General features: G+C 67.1%; 24 protein-coding genes. 15 read left to right on the forward strand and 9 right to left on the reverse strand.

The window, feature by feature from the left end; all coding sequences use genetic code 11:
- Positions 1–51: 51 nt before the first annotated feature.
- Positions 52–1,350: a serine hydroxymethyltransferase gene (gene glyA / locus BMZ69_RS17065; protein ID WP_092158692.1), complete on the reverse strand. Its 1,299-nt coding sequence runs from the start codon at positions 1,348–1,350 to the stop codon at positions 52–54.
- Between the two features lie 95 nt (positions 1,351–1,445).
- Positions 1,446–1,892: a helix-turn-helix domain-containing protein gene (locus tag BMZ69_RS17070; protein WP_092158694.1), complete on the reverse strand. Its 447-nt coding sequence runs from the start codon at positions 1,890–1,892 to the stop codon at positions 1,446–1,448.
- A 67-nt stretch (positions 1,893–1,959) separates the two neighbouring features.
- Between BMZ69_RS17070 and BMZ69_RS17075 the strand changes: the two genes are divergently transcribed.
- Positions 1,960–3,168 carry an MFS transporter gene (locus BMZ69_RS17075; protein WP_092158696.1) on the forward strand — a complete coding sequence of 403 codons (1,209 nt, stop codon included), beginning with the start codon at positions 1,960–1,962 and terminating at the stop codon, positions 3,166–3,168.
- Between the two features lie 229 nt (positions 3,169–3,397).
- On the forward strand, positions 3,398–4,591 hold the full coding sequence (gene nhaA, locus BMZ69_RS17080) for a Na+/H+ antiporter NhaA (RefSeq protein WP_244543415.1): 1,194 nt from the start codon (positions 3,398–3,400) through the stop codon (positions 4,589–4,591).
- 193 nt (positions 4,592–4,784) lie between these two features.
- On the opposite strand, the gene BMZ69_RS17085 is transcribed toward nhaA, so the two are convergent.
- Positions 4,785–5,438, reverse strand: coding sequence for a GntR family transcriptional regulator (locus BMZ69_RS17085; protein WP_244543416.1), 654 nt, complete (start codon positions 5,436–5,438; stop codon positions 4,785–4,787).
- A gap of 139 nt (positions 5,439–5,577) precedes the next feature.
- Between BMZ69_RS17085 and BMZ69_RS17090 the strand changes: the two genes are divergently transcribed.
- The 3 genes from BMZ69_RS17090 (at position 5,578) to BMZ69_RS17100 (ending at position 8,103) form a co-directional block, all read left to right on the forward strand.
- A complete protein-coding gene (locus tag BMZ69_RS17090; RefSeq protein WP_244543412.1) occupies positions 5,578–6,552 on the forward strand; it encodes a Bug family tripartite tricarboxylate transporter substrate binding protein in 975 nt (324 codons plus the stop codon).
- 49 nt (positions 6,553–6,601) lie between these two features.
- Positions 6,602–7,705 carry an isocitrate/isopropylmalate dehydrogenase family protein gene (locus BMZ69_RS17095; RefSeq protein WP_092158700.1) on the forward strand — a complete coding sequence of 368 codons (1,104 nt, stop codon included), beginning with the start codon at positions 6,602–6,604 and terminating at the stop codon, positions 7,703–7,705.
- A gap of 113 nt (positions 7,706–7,818) precedes the next feature.
- Positions 7,819–8,103, forward strand: coding sequence for a hypothetical protein (locus BMZ69_RS17100; protein ID WP_092158702.1), 285 nt, complete (start codon positions 7,819–7,821; stop codon positions 8,101–8,103).
- Between the two features lie 75 nt (positions 8,104–8,178).
- On the opposite strand, the gene BMZ69_RS17105 is transcribed toward BMZ69_RS17100, so the two are convergent.
- The 4 genes from BMZ69_RS17105 to BMZ69_RS17120 form a co-directional block, all read right to left on the reverse strand.
- Positions 8,179–9,420 (reverse strand): L,D-transpeptidase family protein, encoded by a 1,242-nt coding sequence (locus tag BMZ69_RS17105; protein WP_092158704.1) that lies wholly within the window; start codon positions 9,418–9,420, stop codon positions 8,179–8,181.
- Between the two features lie 287 nt (positions 9,421–9,707).
- Positions 9,708–10,220 carry a transcriptional regulator LdtR gene (locus BMZ69_RS17110; RefSeq protein WP_092158706.1) on the reverse strand — a complete coding sequence of 171 codons (513 nt, stop codon included), beginning with the start codon at positions 10,218–10,220 and terminating at the stop codon, positions 9,708–9,710.
- A gap of 208 nt (positions 10,221–10,428) precedes the next feature.
- A complete protein-coding gene (locus tag BMZ69_RS17115; protein WP_092158708.1) occupies positions 10,429–10,875 on the reverse strand; it encodes a DUF6163 family protein in 447 nt (148 codons plus the stop codon).
- 1 nt (position 10,876) lies between these two features.
- Positions 10,877–11,932, reverse strand: coding sequence for an enoyl-CoA hydratase/isomerase family protein (locus BMZ69_RS17120; RefSeq protein WP_092158710.1), 1,056 nt, complete (start codon positions 11,930–11,932; stop codon positions 10,877–10,879).
- Positions 11,933–12,133: 201 nt separating this feature from the next.
- Here BMZ69_RS17120 and hemB point away from each other — a divergent pair, with 201 nt between their 5' ends.
- A complete protein-coding gene (gene hemB / locus BMZ69_RS17125) occupies positions 12,134–13,183 on the forward strand; it encodes a porphobilinogen synthase (protein ID WP_092158712.1) in 1,050 nt (349 codons plus the stop codon).
- Between the two features lies 1 nt (position 13,184).
- Here the strand turns inward: hemB and BMZ69_RS17130 are convergent, their stop codons facing one another.
- Complete coding sequence (locus BMZ69_RS17130) at positions 13,185–13,922, reverse strand: class I SAM-dependent methyltransferase (protein ID WP_092158715.1); 738 nt, start codon at positions 13,920–13,922, stop codon at positions 13,185–13,187.
- Between the two features lie 154 nt (positions 13,923–14,076).
- On the opposite strand from BMZ69_RS17130, the gene BMZ69_RS17135 reads away from it, so the two are divergent.
- Genes BMZ69_RS17135 through BMZ69_RS17145 form a run of 3 tightly spaced genes read left to right on the forward strand, consistent with a single transcriptional unit; the run spans position 14,077 to position 17,209 of the window.
- Entirely contained in the window at positions 14,077–15,408 is a 1,332-nt protein-coding gene (locus BMZ69_RS17135) for a branched-chain amino acid ABC transporter permease (protein WP_092158717.1), read from the forward strand.
- Positions 15,409–15,431: 23 nt separating this feature from the next.
- On the forward strand, positions 15,432–16,676 hold the full coding sequence (locus BMZ69_RS17140) for a threonine ammonia-lyase (protein WP_092158719.1): 1,245 nt from the start codon (positions 15,432–15,434) through the stop codon (positions 16,674–16,676).
- A gap of 59 nt (positions 16,677–16,735) precedes the next feature.
- Positions 16,736–17,209, forward strand: a complete 474-nt coding sequence (locus BMZ69_RS17145) for an RDD family protein (protein ID WP_175506843.1) — start codon at positions 16,736–16,738, stop codon at positions 17,207–17,209.
- 119 nt (positions 17,210–17,328) lie between these two features.
- On the opposite strand, the gene BMZ69_RS17150 is transcribed toward BMZ69_RS17145, so the two are convergent.
- Positions 17,329–18,159, reverse strand: coding sequence for a class I SAM-dependent methyltransferase (locus BMZ69_RS17150; RefSeq protein WP_092158723.1), 831 nt, complete (start codon positions 18,157–18,159; stop codon positions 17,329–17,331).
- A gap of 165 nt (positions 18,160–18,324) precedes the next feature.
- On the opposite strand from BMZ69_RS17150, the gene BMZ69_RS17155 reads away from it, so the two are divergent.
- The 6 genes from BMZ69_RS17155 to BMZ69_RS17180 all read left to right on the forward strand — a co-directional run bounded on the left by BMZ69_RS17155 (position 18,325) and on the right by BMZ69_RS17180 (position 23,400).
- Complete coding sequence (locus BMZ69_RS17155) at positions 18,325–19,071, forward strand: arginyltransferase (protein ID WP_092158725.1); 747 nt, start codon at positions 18,325–18,327, stop codon at positions 19,069–19,071.
- Positions 19,072–19,310: 239 nt separating this feature from the next.
- Positions 19,311–19,958, forward strand: coding sequence for an RraA family protein (locus BMZ69_RS17160; protein ID WP_092158727.1), 648 nt, complete (start codon positions 19,311–19,313; stop codon positions 19,956–19,958).
- Entirely contained in the window at positions 19,958–20,275 is a 318-nt protein-coding gene (locus BMZ69_RS17165; RefSeq protein ID WP_092158729.1) for a UxaA family hydrolase, read from the forward strand. The genes BMZ69_RS17160 and BMZ69_RS17165 overlap by 1 nt, the downstream gene beginning before the upstream one ends.
- Positions 20,272–21,471 carry a UxaA family hydrolase gene (locus tag BMZ69_RS17170; RefSeq protein ID WP_092158731.1) on the forward strand — a complete coding sequence of 400 codons (1,200 nt, stop codon included), beginning with the start codon at positions 20,272–20,274 and terminating at the stop codon, positions 21,469–21,471. The genes BMZ69_RS17165 and BMZ69_RS17170 overlap by 4 nt, the downstream gene beginning before the upstream one ends.
- Before the next feature lie 217 nt (positions 21,472–21,688).
- Positions 21,689–22,708: a DUF2336 domain-containing protein gene (locus tag BMZ69_RS17175; RefSeq protein WP_092158733.1), complete on the forward strand. Its 1,020-nt coding sequence runs from the start codon at positions 21,689–21,691 to the stop codon at positions 22,706–22,708.
- A gap of 53 nt (positions 22,709–22,761) precedes the next feature.
- A complete protein-coding gene (locus tag BMZ69_RS17180; protein ID WP_092158735.1) occupies positions 22,762–23,400 on the forward strand; it encodes an outer membrane beta-barrel protein in 639 nt (212 codons plus the stop codon).
- Positions 23,401–23,420 lie beyond the last annotated feature (20 nt).

Raw genomic sequence — 23,420 nt, forward strand, 5'->3', positions numbered from 1 at the left:
GTAAGCCCGTAGGGCGACCCGGTCAAGCCGCCCCGGGGCTCAGCGCGCCCCTCAATAGATCGGGAAGCGCGCGGTCAGCTCGTGCGCCTTGGCCTTCACCGCCTGCTCGACGGCGGCATTGCCCTCCTCGCCATTGGCGGCGAGGCCGTCCAGCACCTCGGCGATCAGCTCGCCGACCTTCTTGAACTCGGCGACGCCGAAGCCGCGCGAGGTCGCTGCCGGGGTGCCGAGGCGGATGCCGGAGGTGACCATCGGCTTCTCCGGATCGAAGGGGATGCCGTTCTTGTTGCAGGTGATATGGGCGCGGCCGAGCGCGGCCTCGGCCGCCTTGCCGGTGACCTTCTTGGAGCGCAGGTCGACCAGCATCAGGTGGTTGTCGGTGCCGCCGGTGACGAGTTCGAAGCCCTTCGACTTCAGCGTCTCGGCCAGCGCCTTGGCGTTGGCGACGACAGCGTGGGCGTAGGTCTTGAACTCCGGCTGCAGCGCCTCGTGGAAGGAGACGGCCTTGGCGGCGATGACATGCATCAGCGGCCCGCCCTGCAGGCCCGGGAACACGGCCGAGTTGATCTTCTTAGCGATCGCCTCGTCATTGGTCAGCACCATACCGCCGCGCGGGCCGCGCAGGGTCTTGTGGGTGGTGGTGGTGACGACATGGGCGTGCGGGAACGGCGAGGGATGCGCGCCGCCGGCGACAAGCCCGGCGAAATGGGCGATGTCGACCATGAAATAGGCGCCGACCTTGTCGGCGATCTCGCGGAACCGGGCGAAGTCCCAATGGCGGGCATAGGCCGAGCCGCCGGCGACGATGAGCTTCGGCTTGTTCTCGACAGCGAGGCGCTCCAGCGCGTCATAGTCGATAATCTGGTCGACGACGCAGACGCCATAGGGCACGACCTTGAACCACTTGCCGGACTGGTTGACCGGGGCGCCATGGGTGAGGTGGCCGCCGGCGGCGAGATCGAGGCCCATGAAGGTATCGCCCGGCTGCATCAGCGCCATGAATACAGCCTGGTTGGCCTGCGAGCCCGAATTCGGCTGGACATTGGCGAACTGGCAGTCGAACAGGCGGCAGGCGCGCTCGATCGCGAGCTTCTCGGCGATGTCGACGAACTGGCAGCCGCCGTAATAGCGCCGGCCCGGATAGCCCTCGGCGTATTTGTTGGTCATCACCGAGCCCTGCGCTTCGAGCACGGCCTGCGAGACGATGTTCTCCGAAGCGATCAGCTCGATCTCGTCGCGCTGGCGGCCGAGTTCGAGCTCGATGGCGCGGGCGATCTCGGGATCGACATCGGCAAGGCCGGCGCCGAAGAAGGAGTTGGAGAGGTGCTTGTCGCGCGCGGCGTCGGTCATATCCGGCTCCTAAGAATGCGGCGGCCGATCCCGGCCGATCCCCGCGCGGTCCCTATCACGCAGAGTGAGGCTGTCCAAGCGCTAGATGGACGCGGCTAAGGAGCGGCACGGCGTGCGCCCGATCGCCGGACCGACGGGCGGTAGACGAGCGTCCGGCGCGACGCCGCCTGCATCAACTTGCGGAAAGTCGGGCATTCGAGATGGCTCGGCGCCGGGCAATCGGCGACGTGGCGCAGGATGTCGCGCAGCGTCCGCAATTCGGCCATCTGGCGCTGCAGCTCATCAGCCCTGACCCGCAATTGGTCGCGCGGGATGTCGGGCCTGCCATCTCGCCCGAACATGCCGGCGATCTCCTCCAGCGAGAAACCGGCCGCCTTGCCCATCGCGATCAGCGACAGTTTCAGCAGCACGTCGGCATCGAACTGCCGCCGCAGACCCCTCCGCCAGAGCGAGGAAATCAGGCCGATCTCCTCGTAATAGCGCAGGGTCGAGGGCGCGACGCCCGAGCGCTCGGCGACCTCGCCGATATCCAGAACAGCCATGCTTGACCTCAAGTCGACTTGAATTCGTAGGCTCTGCCGAACCCACGCATTCGGCAAGAGGAACATCATGGAAACCGTTCTCACAACAAGACAAATTCCGGTCTGGCAGGATCGGCGCGCCGTCGCCCTCCTGATGGCGGCATCGCTCACCACCATGGCGAACGCGACGATCGCTCCGGCCCTGCCGGGGCTGGAGCGGCTCTTCGCCGGCGATCCCAATGCCGCGCTGCTGACGCGGCTCCTGGTGCCGGCGCCCTCGCTCAGCGTCGCAATCTTCGCGCCGCTCGCCGGCATCGCAGCCGACCGGATCGGGCGGCGCAAGCTGCTGCTCTTCGGCGTGATCCTGTTCGTGCTGTCGGGATGCGCCGGATTGATCCTGCCCGACCTGCCGACGATCTTCGCCAGCCGGCTCGTATTGGGAGTGGCGGTCGCCCTGATCATGACGGCGCAGACCGCGCTGATCGGCGACTATTTCAGCGGCGACGACCGCAACGCCCTGACCGGCCTGCAGATCTCGGCGCGCAACCTCGGCGGCCTCGTCTTCATCTTGACCGCGGGTTGGGCCGCGACGCTGTCTCCACGCCTGCCCTTTGCGATCTACGGCCTCGCCGCCGCGTTCCTGCCGCTGATGTGGCTGGTCATCGTCGATCCGCCGAGGCTGTCACAGGTCGGTGGCGCGAAGCTGGCCCTCCCGAGCGAGGAACACCGCAACTGGCTGCTCGCCCTCGCCTTGCTGGTCCTGCTGCAGGGCGCGACCAACATGATCTTCTTCATCATGCCGACGCAGCTCTCCTTCTTCCTCGACGCGCGAGGCTATGACAGCGCGATCATGACCGGCGCGGCGCTGGGCGTGCTGATGCTGTCGGGCGGCGGTTTCGCCCTGCTCTATCCGCGTTTCCAGCGCGCCGTCGGCTATGCCGGCATTTTCGCGCTGGGCTACGGCGCGATGGCACTGGGCTTTCTCATCCTGCTTCTCGCTTCGACCACCGCTGCGATCTTCGCCGCGGTCGCTGCGATCGGCGCCGGCTATGCCGTGGTCTCGCCTAGCTTCGTGGCGCTGGCCCTCAACCTTGCCCCGCCCCAGAAGCGCGGGCTGGCCGGCGGCATCCTCACCGCCTCGATCTTCATCGGCCAGTTCTGCTCGCCGCTGACCAGCACGCCCCTGATCGCAGGATACGGCTACGTCCCTCTCTTCGGCGGCACGGCTGCCCTGCTCGCCATCATGACGATGATCGCCGTGCTGGCGGGTGGCGCGAACCGTCTGCGCAAGCGATAGTGCGGCGATATGGAACGCAGCCTCGCGCCCGCTTTCCTCTATTCACCGGTACGAGTCGGCCGACTCGCCGCCCTGCGGCGCAACCGCCGGCTGCAATGAAACCGACATCGGACTGTCGCAGCACGCCTGCGATATCCAACGACAAGAAGAGGGGGATACCGGCGTGACCCAGGACGTGCAGCAGATCGAGGCCGAAGCGCCGGACTGGCCGCCCAAGCGCCGCTCGCCCCTGCACGCCTTCCTCGAAAGCGGCGCCGCCGCCGGCGTGCTCTTAGTCTTCGCCGCGGCGCTGGCGCTGATCATCGCCAATTCGGCGCTCGGCGTCGTCTATTTCACCATCCTGGAGGCGAAGGTCGGTGGCCTTTCCGTCCTGCACTGGATCAATGATGCACTGATGGCGCTGTTCTTCCTGCTCGTCGGGCTGGAGATCAAGCGCGAGTTCATCGAGGGCCAGCTCGCGACCTGGAGCCGGCGCGCCCTGCCGGCGCTGGCCGCGCTCGGCGGCATGGTCGCGCCGGCGCTGATCTACGCCACGCTCGCCCGCAGCGACCCGGAAGCCTTGCGCGGCTGGGCGATCCCCGCCGCCACCGACATCGCCTTCGCGCTCGGCGTGCTCGCCATCCTCGGCTCGCGCGTGCCGGTCTCGCTCAAGATCTTCCTGACCGCCCTCGCCATCCTCGACGATCTCGGCGCGATCCTGATCATCGCCCTGTTCTATTCGGGCAATATCTCGCTGCCGATGCTGGCCGGCGCCGCCGCCTGCCTTGCCGTGCTGATCGCGCTCAATCTGCGCGGCGTGCGCTTGCTGCCGCTCTATCTCGCCATCGGCGCGTTGCTCTGGTTCTTCGTGCTGAAGTCCGGCATCCACGCGACGCTCGCCGGCGTCGCGCTGGCGCTGACCATCCCGCTCGTCGGCCGCGGCACGGAAAGCGACGAGCCCGAGCATTCGCCGCTGCACACCCTGGAGCACAGGCTGCATCCCTGGTCGTCCTATTGCATCGTGCCGATCTTCGGCTTCGCCAATGCCGGCGTCTCGATCGCCGGCATGTCGCCCTCGCTGCTGCTGACGCCGGTACCGCTCGGCATCGTGCTCGGGCTCTTCCTCGGCAAGCAGATCGGCGTCTTCGGCTTCGCCTGGCTCGCCGTGCGGCTCGGCCTCGGCACCATGCCGGCCAAGGCGACATGGGCGCAGCTCTACGGCGTCTCGCTGCTCTGCGGCATCGGCTTCACCATGAGCCTGTTCATCGGGGCGCTCGCCTTCGCGAACAACGCCGCGCTCAACGACGCCACCAAGATCGGCGTGCTCGCCGGCTCGGCGCTGTCGGCGGTAATCGGCTATGTCGTGCTCCATGTTGCCGGACGGCATCTGGTCAAGGAGGACGGGCTCGTCCCCGCGATCTCCCGGCAGAAGCAGCCCGGCTGAGAAGCTCCCTGCTGATCACAAGATCGTCGCAGCTGCGGCGGAACCATGGCAGGCGAAGCGCGTTGCCTCCCCAGCGGTGGAGGCGGCAATGGGCTTCAGTCTTCTGGAAATCTCGATCGTGATGGCCTGCATCTCGCTGCTAGGCTAACTGATCGCCGACAGAGTGGCATGATCGAACCGACGGCAGGCGAGGTCAGTCCGCCTGCACCAGCCGCCGCAGCCGCTCGCGGCCGGCTGCCCTGATGTGATCGCGGGCGGCGGCTTCCGCCCTGGCGGGATCGCGAGCTTCCACCGCAGAAACGATGGCGTCGTGCTCGGCATGCGCCTGCGCCGCCCGCCCCGCATCGAGCAAGGTCGAAGCGCCGAGCAAGGCGCGCGCATCGCGCAATGCATTGAGGGCCTTCAGCAGATAGCGGTTATGCGCCGCGCCGTAGAGCGCCGAATGGAAGCGCTCATTGTGGCGGGCGAGTTCCTGTCGACGGGTCAACAATCCAGCCTCGATCGCGTGCAGGTCGCGCAGCAGCGCGACTTCGCCCTCGGAAGCGTGGCGCGCGGCGAAGCTGGCGACTGTCCCCTCCAGCACCTCGCGCATCGCATAGAGCTCCGACACCGCCTGATGATCGAGCGTCATGACGACGAGCGTGCGCGAATCGCGGGTGAAGAAGCCCTCGGCCTCGAGCCGGCGCACCGCTTCGCGCAAGGGCGTGCGGCTCATCTCGAGGCGTGCGGCGAGATCCTCCTCGCGCAGGCGCATGCCGGGCCTGAGCTCACCGGCATCGATCGCCTCGCGCAGGCGGGTATAAGCCTGGCCCGCAAGCGAGCGCGCCGGCTGGACATCCGCAAACACCGTCAAGCTGCGCCCTCTCCTACGTCCCGAGCCCGGCTGCGGTGATCGCCCGCCCTCGCGCCGAAATCAACGCTTGCCTCCGCTGCTTCATTTCAGCATACTTTGGTATACTGAAATGAAAACAGCCTGGGAGGTCGCCTTGTCACGCCGGATCACGAAGCTCCTGCTCGCAGCGGTGCTCGCCGCCACATCGGTCATCGCCGCCAAGGCGCAGGACTGGCCGAGCAAGCCGATCACCATGGTCGTGCCCTATGCCGCCGGTGGCGGCACCGACGTGATCGCGCGGGCGGTGGCCCAGAAGCTGCAAGATCGGCTCGGGGTCGGTGTCGTCGTCGAGAACCGCGCCGGAGCTGGCGGCAATCTCGGCACCACCGCGGCGGCGCAGGCCCCGGCCGACGGCTATACCGTGCTGATCAGCAATATCGGCCCGATGGCGGTCAATCCGAGCCTGTTCAAGAACCTGAAGCACGATCCGGCCGAGGTGCTGGAGCCAGTGACGCTGATCGCCAAGGCGCCGCTGCTCCTGCTGGTTCACTCGTCGGTCAGGGCAACTTCAGTCGCGGAGCTGATCGCGCTGGCCAAGGCGCAGCCGGACGGGCTGACCTATGGCACGGCCGGGCACGGCTCGGCCAACCACATCGCGACCGCTCTGTTCGAGCTGATGGCAGGCGTCAGGCTGAAGCACGCGCCGTATCGCGGCGCCGGCCCGGCGCTGAACGACCTCATCGGCGGCCACATTCCGATGATGTTCGCGACGCTGCCCTCGGCGATCGGCCATGTGAATGGCGGCAGCCTCAAGGCGCTCGCCGTCACCACCGCCGAGCGGGCGCCCGCCTTGCCGCAGGTGCCGACGCTCGCGGAGGCCGGCGTGCCCGGCTACGAGGCCAGCGGCTGGTACGGCGTCTTCGTGCGCAAGGGCACGGCGCAGGCGATCATCGACAAGCTGCGCAGCGAGGTCGCGACCATCATCAACCTGCCGGAGGTGCGCCGGAACCTGGAGCTGGAAGGCGCCCAGCCGATCGGCAACACCCCGGCCGCGTTCGCCGCTTTCGTCAAGGCCGAGCGCGAGAAGTGGTCGAAGGTCGTCGCCGACGCCGACATCAAAATCGAGTGACGATCCGCTCTGCTGCGCAATTTCCCCTTCCATCAGGACGAGGCCGACCATGACCGACGCGACATCCCCTGCCCTGCGCCTGCTCGTCCTCGAAGGCGACGGCATCGGCCCCGAGATCGCGGCGGCGACATGCAAGGTGCTCGACGCGGCGAGCGAGCTTTTCGGGTTCCAGATCGCCTATCAACGGGCCGAGATCGGCTTTTCAGCGCTGAAGAACCAGGGCACGACCTTTCCCGAGACCGTATTGGAGGCGGCGAGACGGAGCGATGGTGTCATTCTCGGCCCGGTCTCGCATAACGATTACCCGCCGGCCGAGAAGGGCGGGCTGAACCCGTCCGGGCAGTTGCGCAAGCGGCTCGATCTCTACGCCAATATCCGCCCGGCGCGCTCGCGCGAGGGTTTCGCGCCACGCTGCGGCAGGCCGCTCGACCTCGTCATGGTGCGCGAGAACACCGAAGGCTTCTATTCCGACCGCTCGATGCATCTCGGCCCCGGCGAGATCATGCCGACGCCCGATCTCGCCATGTCGTTCCGCAAGGTGACGCGACAGGCCTCGCTGCGCATCGCCGAGAGCGCCTTCGCGCTGGCCCGCCAGCGCCGGCGCAAGGTCACGGCCGTGCACAAGGCCAATGTCCTGCGCATCTCCGACGGGCTCTTCCTGGAATGCGTGCGGGCCGTGGCCGAGCGTTATCCCGACGTCGAATACGAGGAGAAGATCATCGATGCGATGGCGGCGCTGCTGGTGCGCGACGCCAGCGTCTTCGACGTGATCGTCACCACAAACATGTTTGGCGACATCCTCTCCGACCAGGCATCGGAGATCTCCGGCAGCCTCGGCCTCGCCGCCTCGCTCAATGCCGGCGAGAACCATGCCGTGGCGCAAGCCCAGCATGGCTCGGCACCGGACATCGCCGGGCGCGACCTCGCCAACCCGGCCTCGCTGATCGGCTCGGCCGCTATGCTGCTCGCCTGGCTCGGCGAACGGCGGCAGGCCCCTGTCCTGCTCCAGGCCGCGCAGGCGATCGAGCAAGCGATCGACCTGACGATCAAGGCGCCCGAGCTGCGCACGCGCGATCTCGGCGGCCCACTCGGTACGCGCGCCTTCGCAAGCTGCGTTGCCGCCAATCTCGCCGAGGCGACGAAGGCTGCCTGATTCAGGCGCAACTGCCCGTCCCGCGGAGATTATGACGGCAGCGGGAACGCCGTCAGGGCTGGCGCATTGACAGGGTGTGCTCCCCCGGTCCGGGGCGCGGCTGGAGCCTTGCGATGTCGACTGCCGATCATTCCGTCACCTCGATCAAGCGCCTTGCCTGCGACCTCCAGCAATGGCCCTCCTCCCTGACCGCGAAGGCACTCGCGCGGACGGCGAAACGTGCAACAGCATCAGCCGAAGAACTCGCCCCCCACTTCAAACGAGTCCATGCCGCTGCCACCGAACTGCTGAGGCCTGGGACCAGGCCGGATACCGCCTATGCCGAATTGCGGCAGGCTGTGGCGATCCTCGACAGCGTCGTGACGGCTAGGCGAAAGGCAAAGACCAGGCTGCAATAGCCTGCCGTACAAACAAAAAAGCCCCCGGCAGAAGCCGGGAGCTCAAACTCCAAAAAGCTGAATCCCGGATCGGGATCAGATGTCCTGATCACCCTGCAGAGCGGCAACCGCCGCCGGGCCGAGGCCGTCCTTGTTGTAGATGTCGTCGCGGAACTGAACGCCGCCATCGGGCGTCGCCCAGGCGGTGATGTAGACCCAGTAGCACGGCACCGGATTGGCGATGCGGGCGTTGACGCGCTCGCCCGAGGCGATGGTCTCGTCGATCTTGGCGCGATCCCAGCCGGGCGTCTCCTTGAGCAGGAAGGCGATGTAGTCGCGCACATTCTGGACACGGATGCAGCCCGAGGAGACGAAGCGGTAATCGTCGCCGAAGATCCCCTTGGACGGCGTGTCGTGCATGTAGACGCCGTGCGGGCTGGGAATATTGATGCGCACGAAGCCGAGCGAGTTGAACTCACCGCCCGGATCCTGGCGGAAGGTGTAGCGGGTCGCCTCGTCAGAATTCCAGTTGACCCGCTCGGGCGCGATCTCGCCGCTCGGCCCGATGATGCGGATCTTGTTCTCGGTGAGATAGCCCGGCTCCTTGCGCATCTTCGGGATCAGATCCTTGCGGATGATCGAAGCGGGAACCGTCCAGGTCGGGTTGAAATTGACCTCGGGAATCTTCGTCTGCAGCAGCGGCGACTGGCGGTCGATCTTGCCGACGCCGGCAGCGTGGCGGGTCGCGACATGGCCGTTCTCGACCGTCTCGATCGCAGCCGCCGGGATGTTGGCCACGACATAGCGGTTGCCGAGATTGCCCGACCAGGTGCGCAGGCGCACGATATTGGTCTCGAGCTGGCGGATGCGCCGATCGACCGGCACGTTGAGGGCAGCCAGCGTCGCGCGGTTGATGCTGCCGGTGGTCGACAGGCCCATGCGCGACTGGAAGCGGCGCACGCCGCCCTCGACATAGGAATCATAGATGTTGCTGTCGCCAGCGGACGCATCGAGATCGCCGGTGATGATCAGCCGCTGGCGCAACGCCACGACACTCGCGCCACGCGAGCCGACCGAGAGCCGCTCGCTGACCTGCAGGCTCGGCCAGCCGCCGCGCGCGGCGAGTTCCCGATACGTCTCGACGGCCTGCTCGGTCGCGGCCAGAGCAGCCGGCGACAACATCGGCGTCGAGGAGCGCTGCACGGCATTGCGCGAACCGGCGTCATAGCTCTGGCGCCACTCGGCCTGCTGGGCGAAAGCCGGCAGGCTCGCGCCGGCGGCAGCAGTCGAGAGCAGGGCCAGAACCGTCTCGCGGCGGGTCAGGCGGATATTCGGCATCGATCGTTACCCCTTGGACTTCGCATATCATCGGAGCGGGATGCGACCCGCCCCTTCGGCCTGGCATAAGCCACGGCCGGTCGCTGGGGACGATCCCTTACCACAGTTAACAGCTCATGATGAGCGCGGCATTTTTGAGGCGGCGATGCGTCGCGCTCACGCGGGTTTGATCGCCGTAGCGAAAGGCAAATCACTGTGGCTGGAAAGAAACAGGCGCACGCGCCCCAGCCGGGTGGCCGGAGCGCGTTGCGGGACATCCTATCGAACGGGGCTGGGCGCCCCGCTTCTCAGAGCTTGTAGCGGATCTGGTCGGTCCAGAAGCGCTCGAGGCGCAGCAGGGCGTTGTTCATCCGCTCGAAATCGTCGGCCGCGATGCCGCCGATCTGCTCGACCGTGCGGACATGCTTGTCGTAGACGCCCTTGACGATGTTGTGGACCTCACGGCCCTTGTCGGTCAGGCTGATGCGCACCGAGCGGCGGTCGATCCGCGAGCGGGCATGGTGCAGGAAGCCGAGCTCGACCAGCTTCTTGACGTTGTAGGAGACGTTCGAGCCGAGATAGTAGCCGCGGGTGCGCAGCTCGCTGGCCGAGAGCTCGGCGTCGCCGATGTTGTAGAGGAGCAGCGCCTGCACGCTGTTGACGTCGTCGCGGTTGCGGCGCTCGAACTCGTCCTTGATCACGTCGAGCAGCCGGCGATGCAGCCGCTCGACCAAGGTGAGGGACTCAAGGTAAAGCGGCTTCACCTTGAGCTCAACACCTTCGGACGCAGCCGGCTCCACAGTCTTTACATTGCTCTTCATGGTAATATCCCGCCTGTTGATTACCGGCCAGGATTTGTCTCCCGGTCCGCTTCTGAGAGACACCATAGGCGGGGCGGATGAAAACGAGTTTAAATATCAGGATGAATCAGGGATTTACCCATTTGGGTGAATCCAAAATGAACCGCAAATCCCTTAAGCTAAAGCGATTCTTACCACAGCCCAGCGTATTCGACGCAGGAGCGCCGCCTCAGGATTCCTGGTTTTCGGCCGCCCAGGTGGCGAGGAAATAGGCCAGCATCAGCGCGACATAGGTGCCGATCAAAGCCGGCGAGAGCGTCAGCCAGCGCGGGAAGAAGAAGCCGAGCAACAACTGGCTGACGGCGGCGAGCAGCCAGAGCACGCCGCCCCAGGTCGCGGTCAGCCAGAGGCCGACGCCGGCGACGAGATCGAAGACGGCGAAATAGACGGTGATCGCCTGAAAGGTCAGCGGGCGCGTCTCGAAGGCGGGGCCGGGCTCGAAGACCAGCCCGAGGCCGAGGATCGTCGCCCAGTGCATCAGCCCCTTGCCGATCCAGACCACGGAGAGCAGACGCAGCAGCCAGACCAGGATCAGCCGCCAGCGTATGCCGCGCTTTTTCGCTTCGCCCGCCTGCGCCGGGCCGCGCAAAACCTCGCCATCGCGCAGCACCGCCATCTCAGCCGACCAACACCAGCTCGGTTTCACCGAGCGGGGCAAAGTAAGCTGCCACCGCAGCCGGATCGAGCTCTTCCAGCGTTTGCGGCCGCCAGGACGGTGTCTGATCCTTGTCGATCACCACGGCGCGCACGCCTTCATAGAAGTCATGCCCGCGCGCAACACGCGAGACGATCCGGAATTCGAGCTGCATCGCTTCTGCGAAGCCGAGCGCGGCGCCGCGGCGCATCTGCTCGAAGGCGATGGCGACGCTGGTCGGCGACTTCGCCCGGATCGTGGCGAGGGCCTTGGCGGCGAAGGCATCGCCGGCCGCCGCCTTGGCGTCGAGCCGGCCGAGCACGTCCGGCAGCGTCGCCGCGCCGAAGCAATGCGCGATCGTCGCCCGCTCCGGTGCGAGCTTGCCCGGCCCGGGATCGACAGCGAAGCGGGCGAGCGTGGCATCGACCGGCTCCGGGCCGGTCAGCGCCTCCGCAAGCTCGGCCATGCGCGCGGACAGTACCGCATGCGTCGCCAGCCCGAGCGCCAGCGCATCGGCCTGGCCGACGCGGTCGCCGGTCAGGGCCAGATAGGTGCCTGCATGATCGGGCAGGCGCGGCAGGGCGTAGGTCGCGCCGACATCGGGGAAGAAGCCGATACCCACCTCCGGCATGGCGAAGAGCCAACGCTCGCCGGCGACGCGATGGTTGCCGTGGAGCGAGACGCCGACTCCACCGCCCATGACGATGCCGTCGACCAAAGCGACATAGGGCTTGGGATAGCTCTTGATGCGGGCGTTGAGGATGTACTCTTCGCGCCAGAAGGCGAGCATCTCGTCGTATTGGCCGGCCTTGCCGAGATCGTGCAGGGAGCGGATGTCACCGCCGGCGCAGAAAGCCTTCTCGCCTGCTCCAGTGACGACGATGCGTGTGACAGCGGGATCGCGCTCCCAGGCGTCGAGCGCCTTGGCCAGCTCGCGCACCATGACGAGGTTGAGCGCATTCAGCGCCTTCGGCCGGTTGAGCAGGACGAAGCCGGCGCTGCCGCGGATTTCACAGATGATCTCGGGCTCGTCCGACATTGCGCTCTTTCGTCTCGTGCGGCTCGGCCGTGTTTGGGCGCTGGCCGGGTGGCTGTCAACGCAGAGCGCCGCACGATGCACCTGGGTAAAGCGCAATGAGTTGCTGATCGCCCGCTGCGACGATCGCACCTGTTTTGGCCGCGTTCCGATATGCTAGAGGATCGCCCGCGAGCAGACATCGCATTCACGGCGGAGGCGTCGATGGCATCCCGGGTTGTGCAACCCTTTCCCGCGCCGCAGGTTGCGGCGGACGTGAGCGACGCGCTCGGCCTTACCCGCCGCATGCGCCGCAACCGCAAGGCCGAGTGGTCGCGCCGGCTGGTGCGCGAGAACCGCCTGACCAGCGACGACCTGATCTGGCCGATCTTCCTGATCGACTCCGCCGAATCCGCCTCGCCGGTCGCCTGGATGCCGGGCGTCGACCGGCTCAACATCGACGAGGCCGTGCGTCAGGCCGAAGCCGCGGCCAAGCTCGGTGTCCCCGCGATCGCGCCCTTTCCTTTCGTCGACCGCGCCTTGCGCGACGAGACCGGCTCGGAAGCACTGAACAGCCGCAATTTGATGTGCCGCGCGGTGCGCGCGATCAAGGCGGCGGTGCCGGAGATCGGCATCATCTGCGACGCGGCGCTCGACCCCTACACCTCGCATGGCCATGACGGCGTGATGGACGGCGAGCGCATCCTGAACGATCCCAGCGTCGGCATCCTCGTCCGGCAGGCGCTGGCGCTGGCCGATGCCGGCGCCGATGTGATCGCGCCCTCGGACATGATGGACGGGCGTGTTGGCGCGATCCGGGCCGCGCTCGACGCGAGCGGCCATGAGGACGTGCAGATCATGGCCTACTCGGCCAAATACGCCTCGGCCTATTACGGCCCGTTCCGCGACGCGATCGGCACCAACGCGACGCTGATCGGCGACAAGCGCACCTACCAGATGGACCCGGCCAACAGCGACGAGGCGATCGCCGAGGTGGCGCTCGACCTCGAAGAGGGCGCCGACATGGTGATGGTCAAGCCCGGCCTGCCCTATCTCGACGTGATCGCGCGGGTGAAGGAGACCTTCTCGGTGCCGACCTTCGCCTATCAGGTCTCCGGCGAGTACGCGATGATCATGGCGGCAGCCAACAATGGCTGGCTCGACGGCGACAAGGCGATGTTGGAGAGCCTGCTCTCCTTCAAGCGCGCCGGCGCCGACGGCGTGCTGACCTATTTCGCGCCGAAGGTGGCGAAGATGCTGAAGGAGCGCGGCTGAGCTAGCCCGGCAGGCGATAGACGGAGACGTGCGAGCGCGACTCCGCCGTGAAGGGCGCTCCGTTCCAATCCGCATGCCGGCTTTCGAGTTCGAAGCCGGCGAGCTGCCCCATCAGGTCGAGTTCGGCCGGCCAGATATAGCGATGCGGCGAGCGGAACAGCTCGGCCTTCTGGCCCTCGCCGAAGTGGAAATGGTGCGAGACCACCTGCTGGTTCAGCACGTCGTAGGTGTCGAGGCCGATATAGCCCGCCTCTGACTGCCAGACGACCGCCTGCTGCCCGGGCGTGAGCTTGCGCAGCTCCGGCACCCAGAGTTCGATCACGAAACGGCCGCCGGGCAAGAGATGGCTGGCCGCATTGCGGAAGCAGGCCACCTGCCCTGCCTGCGTGAGGAGGTTCGAGATCGTGTTGTAGACGAGGTATACGAGCGAATAGGTGCCGGGAACGGTAGCCGTCGCCATGTCGCCGAGGACGACGGGGATCGTTGCCTCATCGACCTTGGTCCGCAGCTCGGCGATCATCGCGGGTGAATACTCGATGCCCGCTACCGGCACGTTCCGCTGGGCGAGCGGCACGGCGACGCGACCGGTCCCGATCGCGAATTCGAGTACCCTACCGCCCTTCGCCAGTTGCGCCAGTCGCTCGACCGCCGGCTCCAGCACCTCCGGCGCGAACATCCCGGTTCCCGGCGTGTCATAGGTCCTGGCTGCCTCAGCGCCCCAGATCTCGTCCTGCTGCATGCCGATACTCCACGGCTTACGAGAGTTGACCGGCGCTCCGCCGAGCTGATCGGATGTGCATCGCCCCGTCGATTTATCAAGCCTCGCGATTGCGCATGCCAGACGCGCTGCAACCAGTTCCAACCATCCGGCTCTCAGGCTAGCGTGCGCCGCGATGCGCGCCCTGCTCACGTCGATTCTGCTCTGCCTCGCGCTCGCCGGATGCGGGCGCTTCGACACCGATCAGATTCGCGCCTGCCGGCTGGCGATCCCGGCGCTGAACCCGACCGACACCGTCATCACCATCGAAGGCACCGGCAGCGGGCCGCGCGCCGACATCCTGCGCATCGTCTACCGGGCGCAGGCGCCGGGCGAGCAGCCCCGGCGGCGCACGATCGACTGCATCTTCGCCGGGGAAGGCACGACGCTGCAGCGCGGCGCGCTGGCGGGCCTAGCCTCCGATGGCGTGCCGATGACCGACGCCAGCTTCCTGCTGCTGCGGCGCTTCTATCTCGAATACAAGACCGAGCCGCCGGTCGATCCCGGCATGTCGCCCGGCGCCGACCTCATCACCATGCCGGCCGGCCTCGCTTACGGCTTGCAGCAAGGGCTCGCCGCCCTGCCCTCGGCCGCGATCTACGCGCTGCTCGCCAGCGCCTATGCGCTGATCTACGGGCTCAACGGCCGGATCATCCTGACCTTCGGCGAATTCTCGGCGCTGGGTGCGCTCGCCGCCGTGGTCGGCGTGGCGCTGACCCTGTCGCTCGCCGTCTCGACGCCGGTCTCGGGCCTGTTCATCGCCTTTGCCGTCGCGATCACCGTCGCAGCCTTCCACGGCTTCGCCATGGGCCGTTTCGTGCTGCGCCATCTCGACAAGCGCAATGGCCAGCAGGTGCTGATCGCGACGATCGGGCTCGCCATCGCGCTCTCCGAGTATTTGCGCCTCGCCCAGGGCCCCGAACTGCGCTGGCTGCCGCCGGTGTTCAACGAGCCGCTGCCGCTGGCGCGCGCCGAGCAGTTCATCGTCACCGCGACGCCGGTCTCGCTAGCCATGGCGGCGCTTGGCTTCAGCGCCGCGACCTGCCTCATCCTCTATCTTGCCCGCTCGGCCTATGGCCGGGCCTGGCGCGCCGTCGCCGACGACGCCAGGACCGCCTCGCTATTCGGGGTCGATCCCGGCGCGGTGCACGACCGGGCGCTGATCATCGCCTGTGCGATCTGCGGCGCGGCCGGCGTCATCGTCACGGTGATCTATGGCGGGATGGGCTTTTCCGGCGGCTTCACGCTCGGCCTGAAGGCGCTGGTCGCGGCCGTGCTCGGCGGCATCGGCTCTGTGCCCGGCGCCTGCCTGGGCGGGCTCGTCATCGCCGCCTTCGAAGTGCTGTGGTCGGCGACGATGCCGCTCGAACAGCGCGACATCGCGGTCTATAGCTTGCTCGCCGTGACGCTGATCCTGCGCCCCGGCGGCTTCTTCGGCGACGGCGCGCTGACGCCGCGCCAGGTCTGACAAACGATACGACGGGGTAACGGATGGGTAGCGGCTTCGCGATCAGCTTCGCCGATATCGAGGCGGCTGCGCAGACTATCGCAGGCCATGTGCTGAAGACGCCGCTGATGCCGGCGCCGCGCCTCTCGGCGCTGACCGGGGCCGAGATCTTCGTCAAGCACGAGAATATGCAGGCGACCGCCTCCTTCAAGGAGCGCGGCGCGGTCAACAAGCTGCTGAGTCTGAGCGAGGACGAGAGGCGCCGGGGCGTCATCGCCATGTCGGCCGGCAACCATGCTCAGGCAGTGGCCTATCACGCCCGGCGCTTCGGCATCCCGGCGACGATCGTCATGCCGGAGACGACGCCGCTGGTGAAGGTCGAGAACACCCGCGCCCATGGCGCCGAAGTCGTGCTGTTTGGCGAGACACTCTACGAATCCGCGCAGAAGGCGCGTGAGATCGCCGCGCAGAAGAGCCTGGTCTTCGTCCACCCTTATGACGATGCGGCGGTGATGGCCGGCCAGGGCACGGTCGCGCTCGAGATGCTGCGCGAGGCGCCCGATCTCGACATGCTGCTGATCCCGCTCGGCGGCGGCGGGCTGATGGCCGGCAATGCCGTGGCGGCCAAGGCGCTGAAGCCGTCGATCGAGATGATCGGCGTCGAGGCGGCGCTCTACCCCTCGTTTCACAACGCCGTGCATGGCGCGCAGATGCCGATCGGCGGGGCCACACTGGCCGAGGGCATCGCGGTCAAGACCGTCGGTACGCAGACCCTGCCGGTGGTGAAGGAGCTGGTCTCCGATATCGTCCTCGTCGGCGAGGACCTGATCGAGCGCGCCGTCAACGCTTATGCGACCTTGCAGCACACGCTTGCCGAAGGCGCGGGCGCCGCCGGCCTCGCCGCGATGCTGAAGGAGCCGGAGCGCTATCGCGGCCGCAAGGTCGGGCTCGTGCTCTGCGGCGGCAATATCGATGCCCGCCTGCTCGCGGCGATCATGGTGCGCGAACTCGAGCGCGAGCAGCGCATCGCCGCCTTCCGCCTCACCGCCAGCGACCGGCCGGGTCTGCTCGGCAAGGTGGCGAGCCTGTTCGGCACGCTCGGCGCCAACATTCTCGAGGTCAGCCATGGCCGGCTCTTCCTCGACGTTCCCGCAAAGGGCGTGATGCTCGACGTCACCATCGAGACCCGCGACGAGGCGCACACCGCCGTGATCGAGGAAGCACTGCGGCAGGAAGGCTTCGCGCCACGGCGAATCTATCCGCGCGGCCTTGCGGAACCGGCCGGCTGATCAAACATTATCGTCCGGTGGGCCACCATGGCCCCTGAGCAATGAGGAATTCAACGTCGATGTCGAACCCGTCCTATCGCCAGCCGCCGATCGTCGCGCTGGAGGACCGGCCGCTGCAGGATACGCGCGGTGTGCTCGGCTCGCGCCTGTTCGCCTGGATCGGCGACGTCGTCGTGCTGTTCATCCTGGGCAGCATGGTCTGGTTCCTGCTCGCCATCCTCGGCATCCTCACCTTCGGCCTGACCTGGCTGCTGATGGGCGGCGCGACGATCGCCGTCGCGCTCGGCTATGCCGCCATCACCATCGGCGGGCGCAAGCAGGCGACGCTCGGCATGCGCATGGCCGGCCTTCGGGTCGAGACCGCCTCTGGCGGCCGGCCCGATGCGCTGGCTGCCGCCGTGCACGCGCTGTTTTTCTACGTCGCGGCTGGAACGGTCGGCCTCTGGTTCCTCGATGTCGCCTGTGGGCTGGTGCGCGAGGACCGGCGCCTCGGCCATGACATCCTGACCGGGCTCGTGGTAGTGCGAGCCTGAGCCGTCACGGCGTCATGCTCGCCCTCGTGGCGAGCATCCACGTCTTGCATCCTGCGCTTCATGAAGGAAGACGTGGGTGGTCGGGACAAGCCCGACCAGGACGGCAAAAGGCGGTGAGCTCAAAAACGATAGCGCAGCAGCACGCCGATCCGCGCCAGCGGTGGGACCAGCGAGAAGAACTGCATCGCGAAGCGCGCCGGCCAGGACATCCTAGCGATCTGGACCGGGTCGTAACCGTTCGGGTCATACGCCGTCAGCTCGGTAACGAGTTCGAGCCCAGGCACCTGCCGCTCCAGCTCGGAGGGATCGCCGAGCGACCAGTGCAGCACCGCACCGGTCGCCTTGATCGAGGGCTGCAGTGCGATCAGCCTGAGGCCAAGTGGACTATAGGCGTCGAAGACGATCTCGCCGCTGCGGCAATGCTGCACCAGCCGCTCCAGCAGCAGCGGCACCTCCTCCTCGGGGAGATAAGGCAGAAGTCCCTCGGCCACGATCATCGCGGGGCGATCCCGCGGCAGCGCGTCCAGCCAGCCCGGTTCTGTCACCGATGAACTAATCAGGTGATAGCTGTCGCGCGCCGGATAGAGCTTGCGCCGGAGCGCTATCACCTCCGGGTAATCGACATCGTACCAGTCAATGCCCGTAGCAGGATCGATCCGGAAGATGCGGCTGTCGAGCCCGCAGCCAAGATGCAGCACGATCGCGTCGCGATTGCCGGCGAGGAAGGCACGCGTCCAGCCGTCGAGGGTATGGGCGCGCATGGCGAGGCCGATCATCAGGTCGCGATCGACTTTGAGCCTGGCGAAGTCATAGTCGATCCGAGCCGCGGCCTCGGCGGCGAAGCGATCCCTGAGCAGGGAATCGGGCAGCAGGCTCTCGCCGGCCTTGGCCCAGAGCGTGATCAGCAGGGTTTCCTTCTCGCGGGTCAACGCGACCATCTCGGTCTGCATTTGCTCCCCCTGTTTCCGGGGGCATCCCGGCCGTCGTTCGCGCGCAGACTAGCATCGGCGCGAGGGTTATCCCATGCGGTGCGCCCGCCGCAGGCTTGCCGCTTGTTGCCGCCGCGGCGACTGCTAAACTCAGGTCGAATTCGGCGGTTCCGGAGGCACCCCGACGTGACACGCCCCTTGCGGGATGCCCCGCAATTCTACCTGACCTCGCCGACGCCCTGTCCCTATCTGCCGGGCCGCGAGGAGCGCAAGGTGTTCACGCACCTCGTCGGCGCGCGCGCGCGCGACCTCAACGACGTGCTCTCGCAAGGCGGCTTCCGGCGCTCGCAAAGCATCGCCTACCGGCCGGCCTGCGAGACCTGCCGGGCCTGCATCTCGGTCAGGATCGTGGTCGCCGATTTCCGGCCCTCGCGCAGCTTCCGCAAGATCGCCTCGCGCAACAGCGACCTGATCGGCGAGGCGCTGCCGCCTCAGCCGCGCTCGGAGCACTACTCGCTGTTCCGCGGCTATCTCGACGATCGCCACCCGGAAGGCGGCATGGCGACGATGTCGGCGCTCGATTTCGCCATGATGATCGAGGACACCCATGTCGAGACCAGCCTGATCGAGTATCGCAGGCGCGGCCCCGACAGCGGCTTCACCGGCCGGGGCCAGGGCGACCTTTTCGCCTTCGCCCTGACCGACCGGCTGAGCGACGGGCTCTCAATGGTCTATTCGGTCTATGATCCCGCCCTCGAAGCCCGCTCGCTCGGCACCTTCATGGTGCTCGAGCATGTCGAGCGCGCCCGCAAGCTCGGCCTGCCCTATGTCTATCTCGGCTACTGGGTCGAGGGCTCGCCGAAGATGGCCTACAAGGCCCGCTTCCTGCCGCAGGAACGGCTGATGCCGCAGGGCTGGGAACGGGTGGGCTGACGCCTGTCGTGCGTCATTCTCGGGCGAAGCGAAACGCAGACCCGAGAATCTCTGGACGAGAAGGCGCTGACAGGAGCCCCCTCTGGCATGAGATGCTCGGGTCAAGCCCGAGCATGACGAGAATCGCAATTTAAATCGTTTAATGCGCGCGGCTGCGCTGCAAAATCCGCACTTGCCTGCTGAGCCCCCGCTGCGCAAGGTGCCTGCAAGGCCGCCGAAACGGCCGCACCGGAGGAACCATGACGGATACGCTGACCGAGCGCCTCGAACGCTGCTACACCGGCATCATCCACGATACGATGCGCGCCATGGGGCTGAAGGACTTCACCCTGCCGCCGGCGCTGCGCCCGCTGCTGCCCGGCGTGAAGCTCGCCGGCCCGGCCTTCACCGTCGAGGGCAAGACCGGCGAATTCGACGCGCACGAGACCCTGCTCGGCTGGACCGGCCTGCTCTCCGCCGCCAAGCCCGGCCATGTCTGGGTCTGCCAGCCGAATACCGAGGAGGTCGCGCTGATGGGCGAACTCTCGGCCGAGACGCTGAAGAACAAGGGCGTGCGCGGCTGCGTCATCGACGGGCTGTCGCGCGACACCGAATTCATGGTCGAGATGGGCTTCCAGGCCTATTTCAAAGCCTATACGCCGCGCGACATCGTCGGCGTCTGGCTGCCCAAGGCGGTCGACGAGCCGATCAAGATCGGCGAGGTCTGGATCCGGCCGGGCGACTACATCCTGGCCGACCGAGACGGCGTCGTCCGCATTCCGGCCGAGATCATCGAGGAGGTGCTGGAGAAGTCCGAGACCGCGATCTCGGCTGAGAACAAGGTCCGCACCGCGATCCTCGCCGGCACCGATCCCCAGCAGGCCTATCTGCAGTTCGGCAAGTTCTGATGTCCCAGCACGATCCCCGCATGATCCTGCTCGACCCGCGCGACAACGTCTTCGTCGCGCGCACCCGCCTGCCGGCGGGCGAGCCGATTGAGACCGGCACGGGCCCGGCGGTGATCGACCGCGACATCGCCCTCGCCCACAAGATCGCCCGGCGCGCCATCGCGCCCGGCGAGAAGATTCTGAAATACGGCGCACCGATCGGCGTGGCGACGGTCGCCATCGCCGCCGGCCACCACGTCCATGTCCAGAACATGAAGAGCGACTACACGACGACCTATCATCTCGAGGACGAGCGCAAGGCGGGAGTGGCGCAATGAGCGAGCTCAGGGGCTATCTGCGCAGCGACGGCCGCAAGGGCATCCGCAATGTCGTCGCCGTCGCCTATCTGGTCGAATGCGCCCATCATGTCGCGCGCGAGATCGCCCTGCCCTGGCGCGAGCACGAGGTCCACGCCATCGGCTTCCCGGGCTGCTATCCCAACCCTTACGCCGAGCGGATGATGGAGCAGCTCTGCACCCATCCCAATGTCGGAGCGGTGCTGCTGGTCTCGCTCGGCTGCGAGAGCTTCAACAAATACGCGCTGGAGCGGGTTGTGCGCGCCACCGGCCGGCCGGTGAAGACGATCGTGATCCAGGGCACCGGCGGCACCCGCGCCTCGATCAAGGAGGGCCGCGCCTGGGTCGAGGAACAGCGCATCGCGCTCGATGCAGCCGAGACCGTGCCGACGCAGGTCAGCGAGCTAGTGATCGGCACCGTCTGCGGCGGCTCCGACGGCACCTCCGGCATCACCGGCAACCCGGCGGCGGGCCGCGCCTTCGATCAGCTCATCGCCGAGGGCGCCGCCTGCATCTTCGAGGAGACCGGCGAGCTGATCGGCTGCGAGCACATCATGGCGGCGCGCGCGATCACCCCTGAGCTCGGCGTCGAGCTGGAGAAATCGGTCGCCAAGGCGGCGCGCTACTATGCGACGCTGGGATACGGCTCCTTCGCCGCCGGCAATGCCGAGGGTGGGCTCTCGACCATCGAGGAGAAATCGATGGGCGCCTATGCCAAGTCCGGCGCCTCCCCGATCTCGGGCTTGCTCAAGCCGGGCGACGTGCCGCCGCGGGGCGGGCTCTATCTGCTCGACGTGGTGCCGGATGGCGAGGTCCGCTTCGGCTTCCCCAATATCAACGACAATGCCGAGATCGCCGAACTGATCGCCTGCGGCGCGCATTGCGTGCTGTTCGTCACCGGGCGCGGCTCCGTGGTCGGCTCGGCGATCTCGCCGGTCGTCAAGATCTGCGCCAATCCGGAGACCTATCGCCGAATGAGCGACGACATGGATGTCGATGCCGGCCGTATCCTCGAAGGCCGGGCCGGCCTCGACGAGGTCGGAACCGAAATCCGCGATCTCGTCGTCTCGCTGGCGCAGGGCGGGCGGACGAAGTCGGAGGAGCTCGGCCATCAGGAGTTCATCCTGACCTATAAGAGCTTCGAGCCGCTCGGCCCGGCCTGCCTGCCGGCGGCCTGAAGCCAAGCATGCGAAACGCCGCATTCCGTGCGGGCATTGGCTACAACCGTCAGCAACCTCTCTAAGAAGGATATATATCCGAGAAATACACGCATAAGTTGCATAAACTACTGTAAAACATGAGAATTCTTCGTCCGGCTTAAGACTAAATCAAACGCCGCTGCGGCATGTTTCAGAAACCGGCTCAGGATGCCGCCGGAGCCCTGTGGAAGAATCCATGTTGCAGACCCTCACGCGCATGCCGGCGGAGATGTCGTCCGAATCGCGACGCAAGCTCCTTAACGCGGTGACCGACCTGTTCCTGCTCGATCGCGATCCGAGCGAGGAGTCGAAGGAGCATTACGGCGATATTGCGCTGCGCTCGCTGCCGCATCTCGGCGGCGACGATCGCCGGCAATACGCCGAGTCCGTCGCCGAGACGCAAACGCTGCCGCGACAGGTTGCGGTCTCGCTGGCGAACGACGCCGACGCCGGGGTCGCGCGGCTCGTGCTCAAGCTCTCCCCTGTCCTGACCGACACGGATCTCGCCGCCATCGCAATCAGCCAGACGCAGGCCCATCTCGCCGCGATCGCCGAACGTGCGCGCCTGTCGGAGGGCGTCACCGACATCCTGGTCGAGCGCGGCGACAGCACGGTGCTCAGAACCGTCTCCGGAAACGAAGGGGCCCAGTTCTCCGACCATGGCTTCGATCGGCTGCTGCAGCGCGGCGGTGACGATGCCGCGGTGGGCGAGGCGCTGTCGCGCCGCTCGGACCTGTCGCCGCAGCGAGCCGAGCGCGTGCTGCGCATCGTCGAGCAACTGTCCGGTCCGGGCGCCAAAGTCGGCTCGCACCCGGGCGCGGTAATGGCCCGGCAGGCGCGGCAGCAGCGCCGCGAGGTCCGGCTGCTGATCGCCGATCTGCAGGCCGGCACGCGCAGCCTCGGCGAAGTCGTCGACATGCTGGCGGAAGAGGACCGCGCCTTCCACCTCGCCCAGGTGATCGCGATCAGCGCCGACATCACCAACGAGCAGGCCCTGCGCGTCCTGATGCAGCGCGACGTCAGCGGTATCGCCGTAGTCGCCCGTACGCTCGGGCTCGGCAAGGACAGCTTCAACGCCATCCTGCTGCTGCGCGGGCGCCGGCTCTACTTCAAGGCCAAGGATATCGAGGACGACCTCAAGGCCTATGAGGAGCTCGACACGGCCACCGCCGAGCGGACGATGCGCTTCCTGCGCCTCAAGACAAAGTTGGGCTGAGGGTTGGCTTCTCGCCACAAAAGCGCGACAATCCCGCCCTCACTTGCTAAGCCATGAGCATGATCCTGGCCGGCGGCACCACGCGCATGAAGCTTCTCCTCTCTGGCGCGGCCCTGGCCGTGCTGCTGGCGACCGGCGCTCCGGCCCGGGCGCAGGCCTTCCTGCCGCTCTCCGGCTTCGGCATTCTGCCTTCCTTCGCCTGGTCGCAGCCGACCGTGTCGCCCGGCGGCGTCAAATGGGAAGGTTCCTATGCCCGCATCTCCAGCGGCTTCCAGGTGACCAGCTCGAAGCATTTCGGGACATCGGCCGGCCCGGTGATCGGGCTGGAAGGCGGCAAGATGTGGCGCGACGGCGACTTCGTCTACGGCATCGCCGGAGTGCTCGACTTCGCGCCGAGCTTCGGCGGCTACAACAATCCAGGCTTCAACCAGGCGAGCTATACCCGCGACATCGCGGGCGCATTCCAACTCAAGGCCGGCGTGTTCGCGACGCCCGACGTGCTGCTCTATACGAGCGTCGGCATGTCCGCCGCCAACGAGACCTTCCGTTATGGCGCGACGGCTTTCTCGACGCCGTTCTCACGCTCCGACATCGCCGTCAGGCCGGAGGCGCGCGCCGGGGTGCAATGGGCAGTGACCGACAAGGTGACGCTCGGGCTCGAGGTTGGCGTGGTCGGCCCGGCGATCCGTTGACGATGCGATTCAAGACGCTG

This window comes from Allobosea sp. CRIB-10, from assembly GCF_900112185.1.
Classification (GTDB): domain Bacteria; phylum Pseudomonadota; class Alphaproteobacteria; order Rhizobiales; family Beijerinckiaceae; genus Allobosea.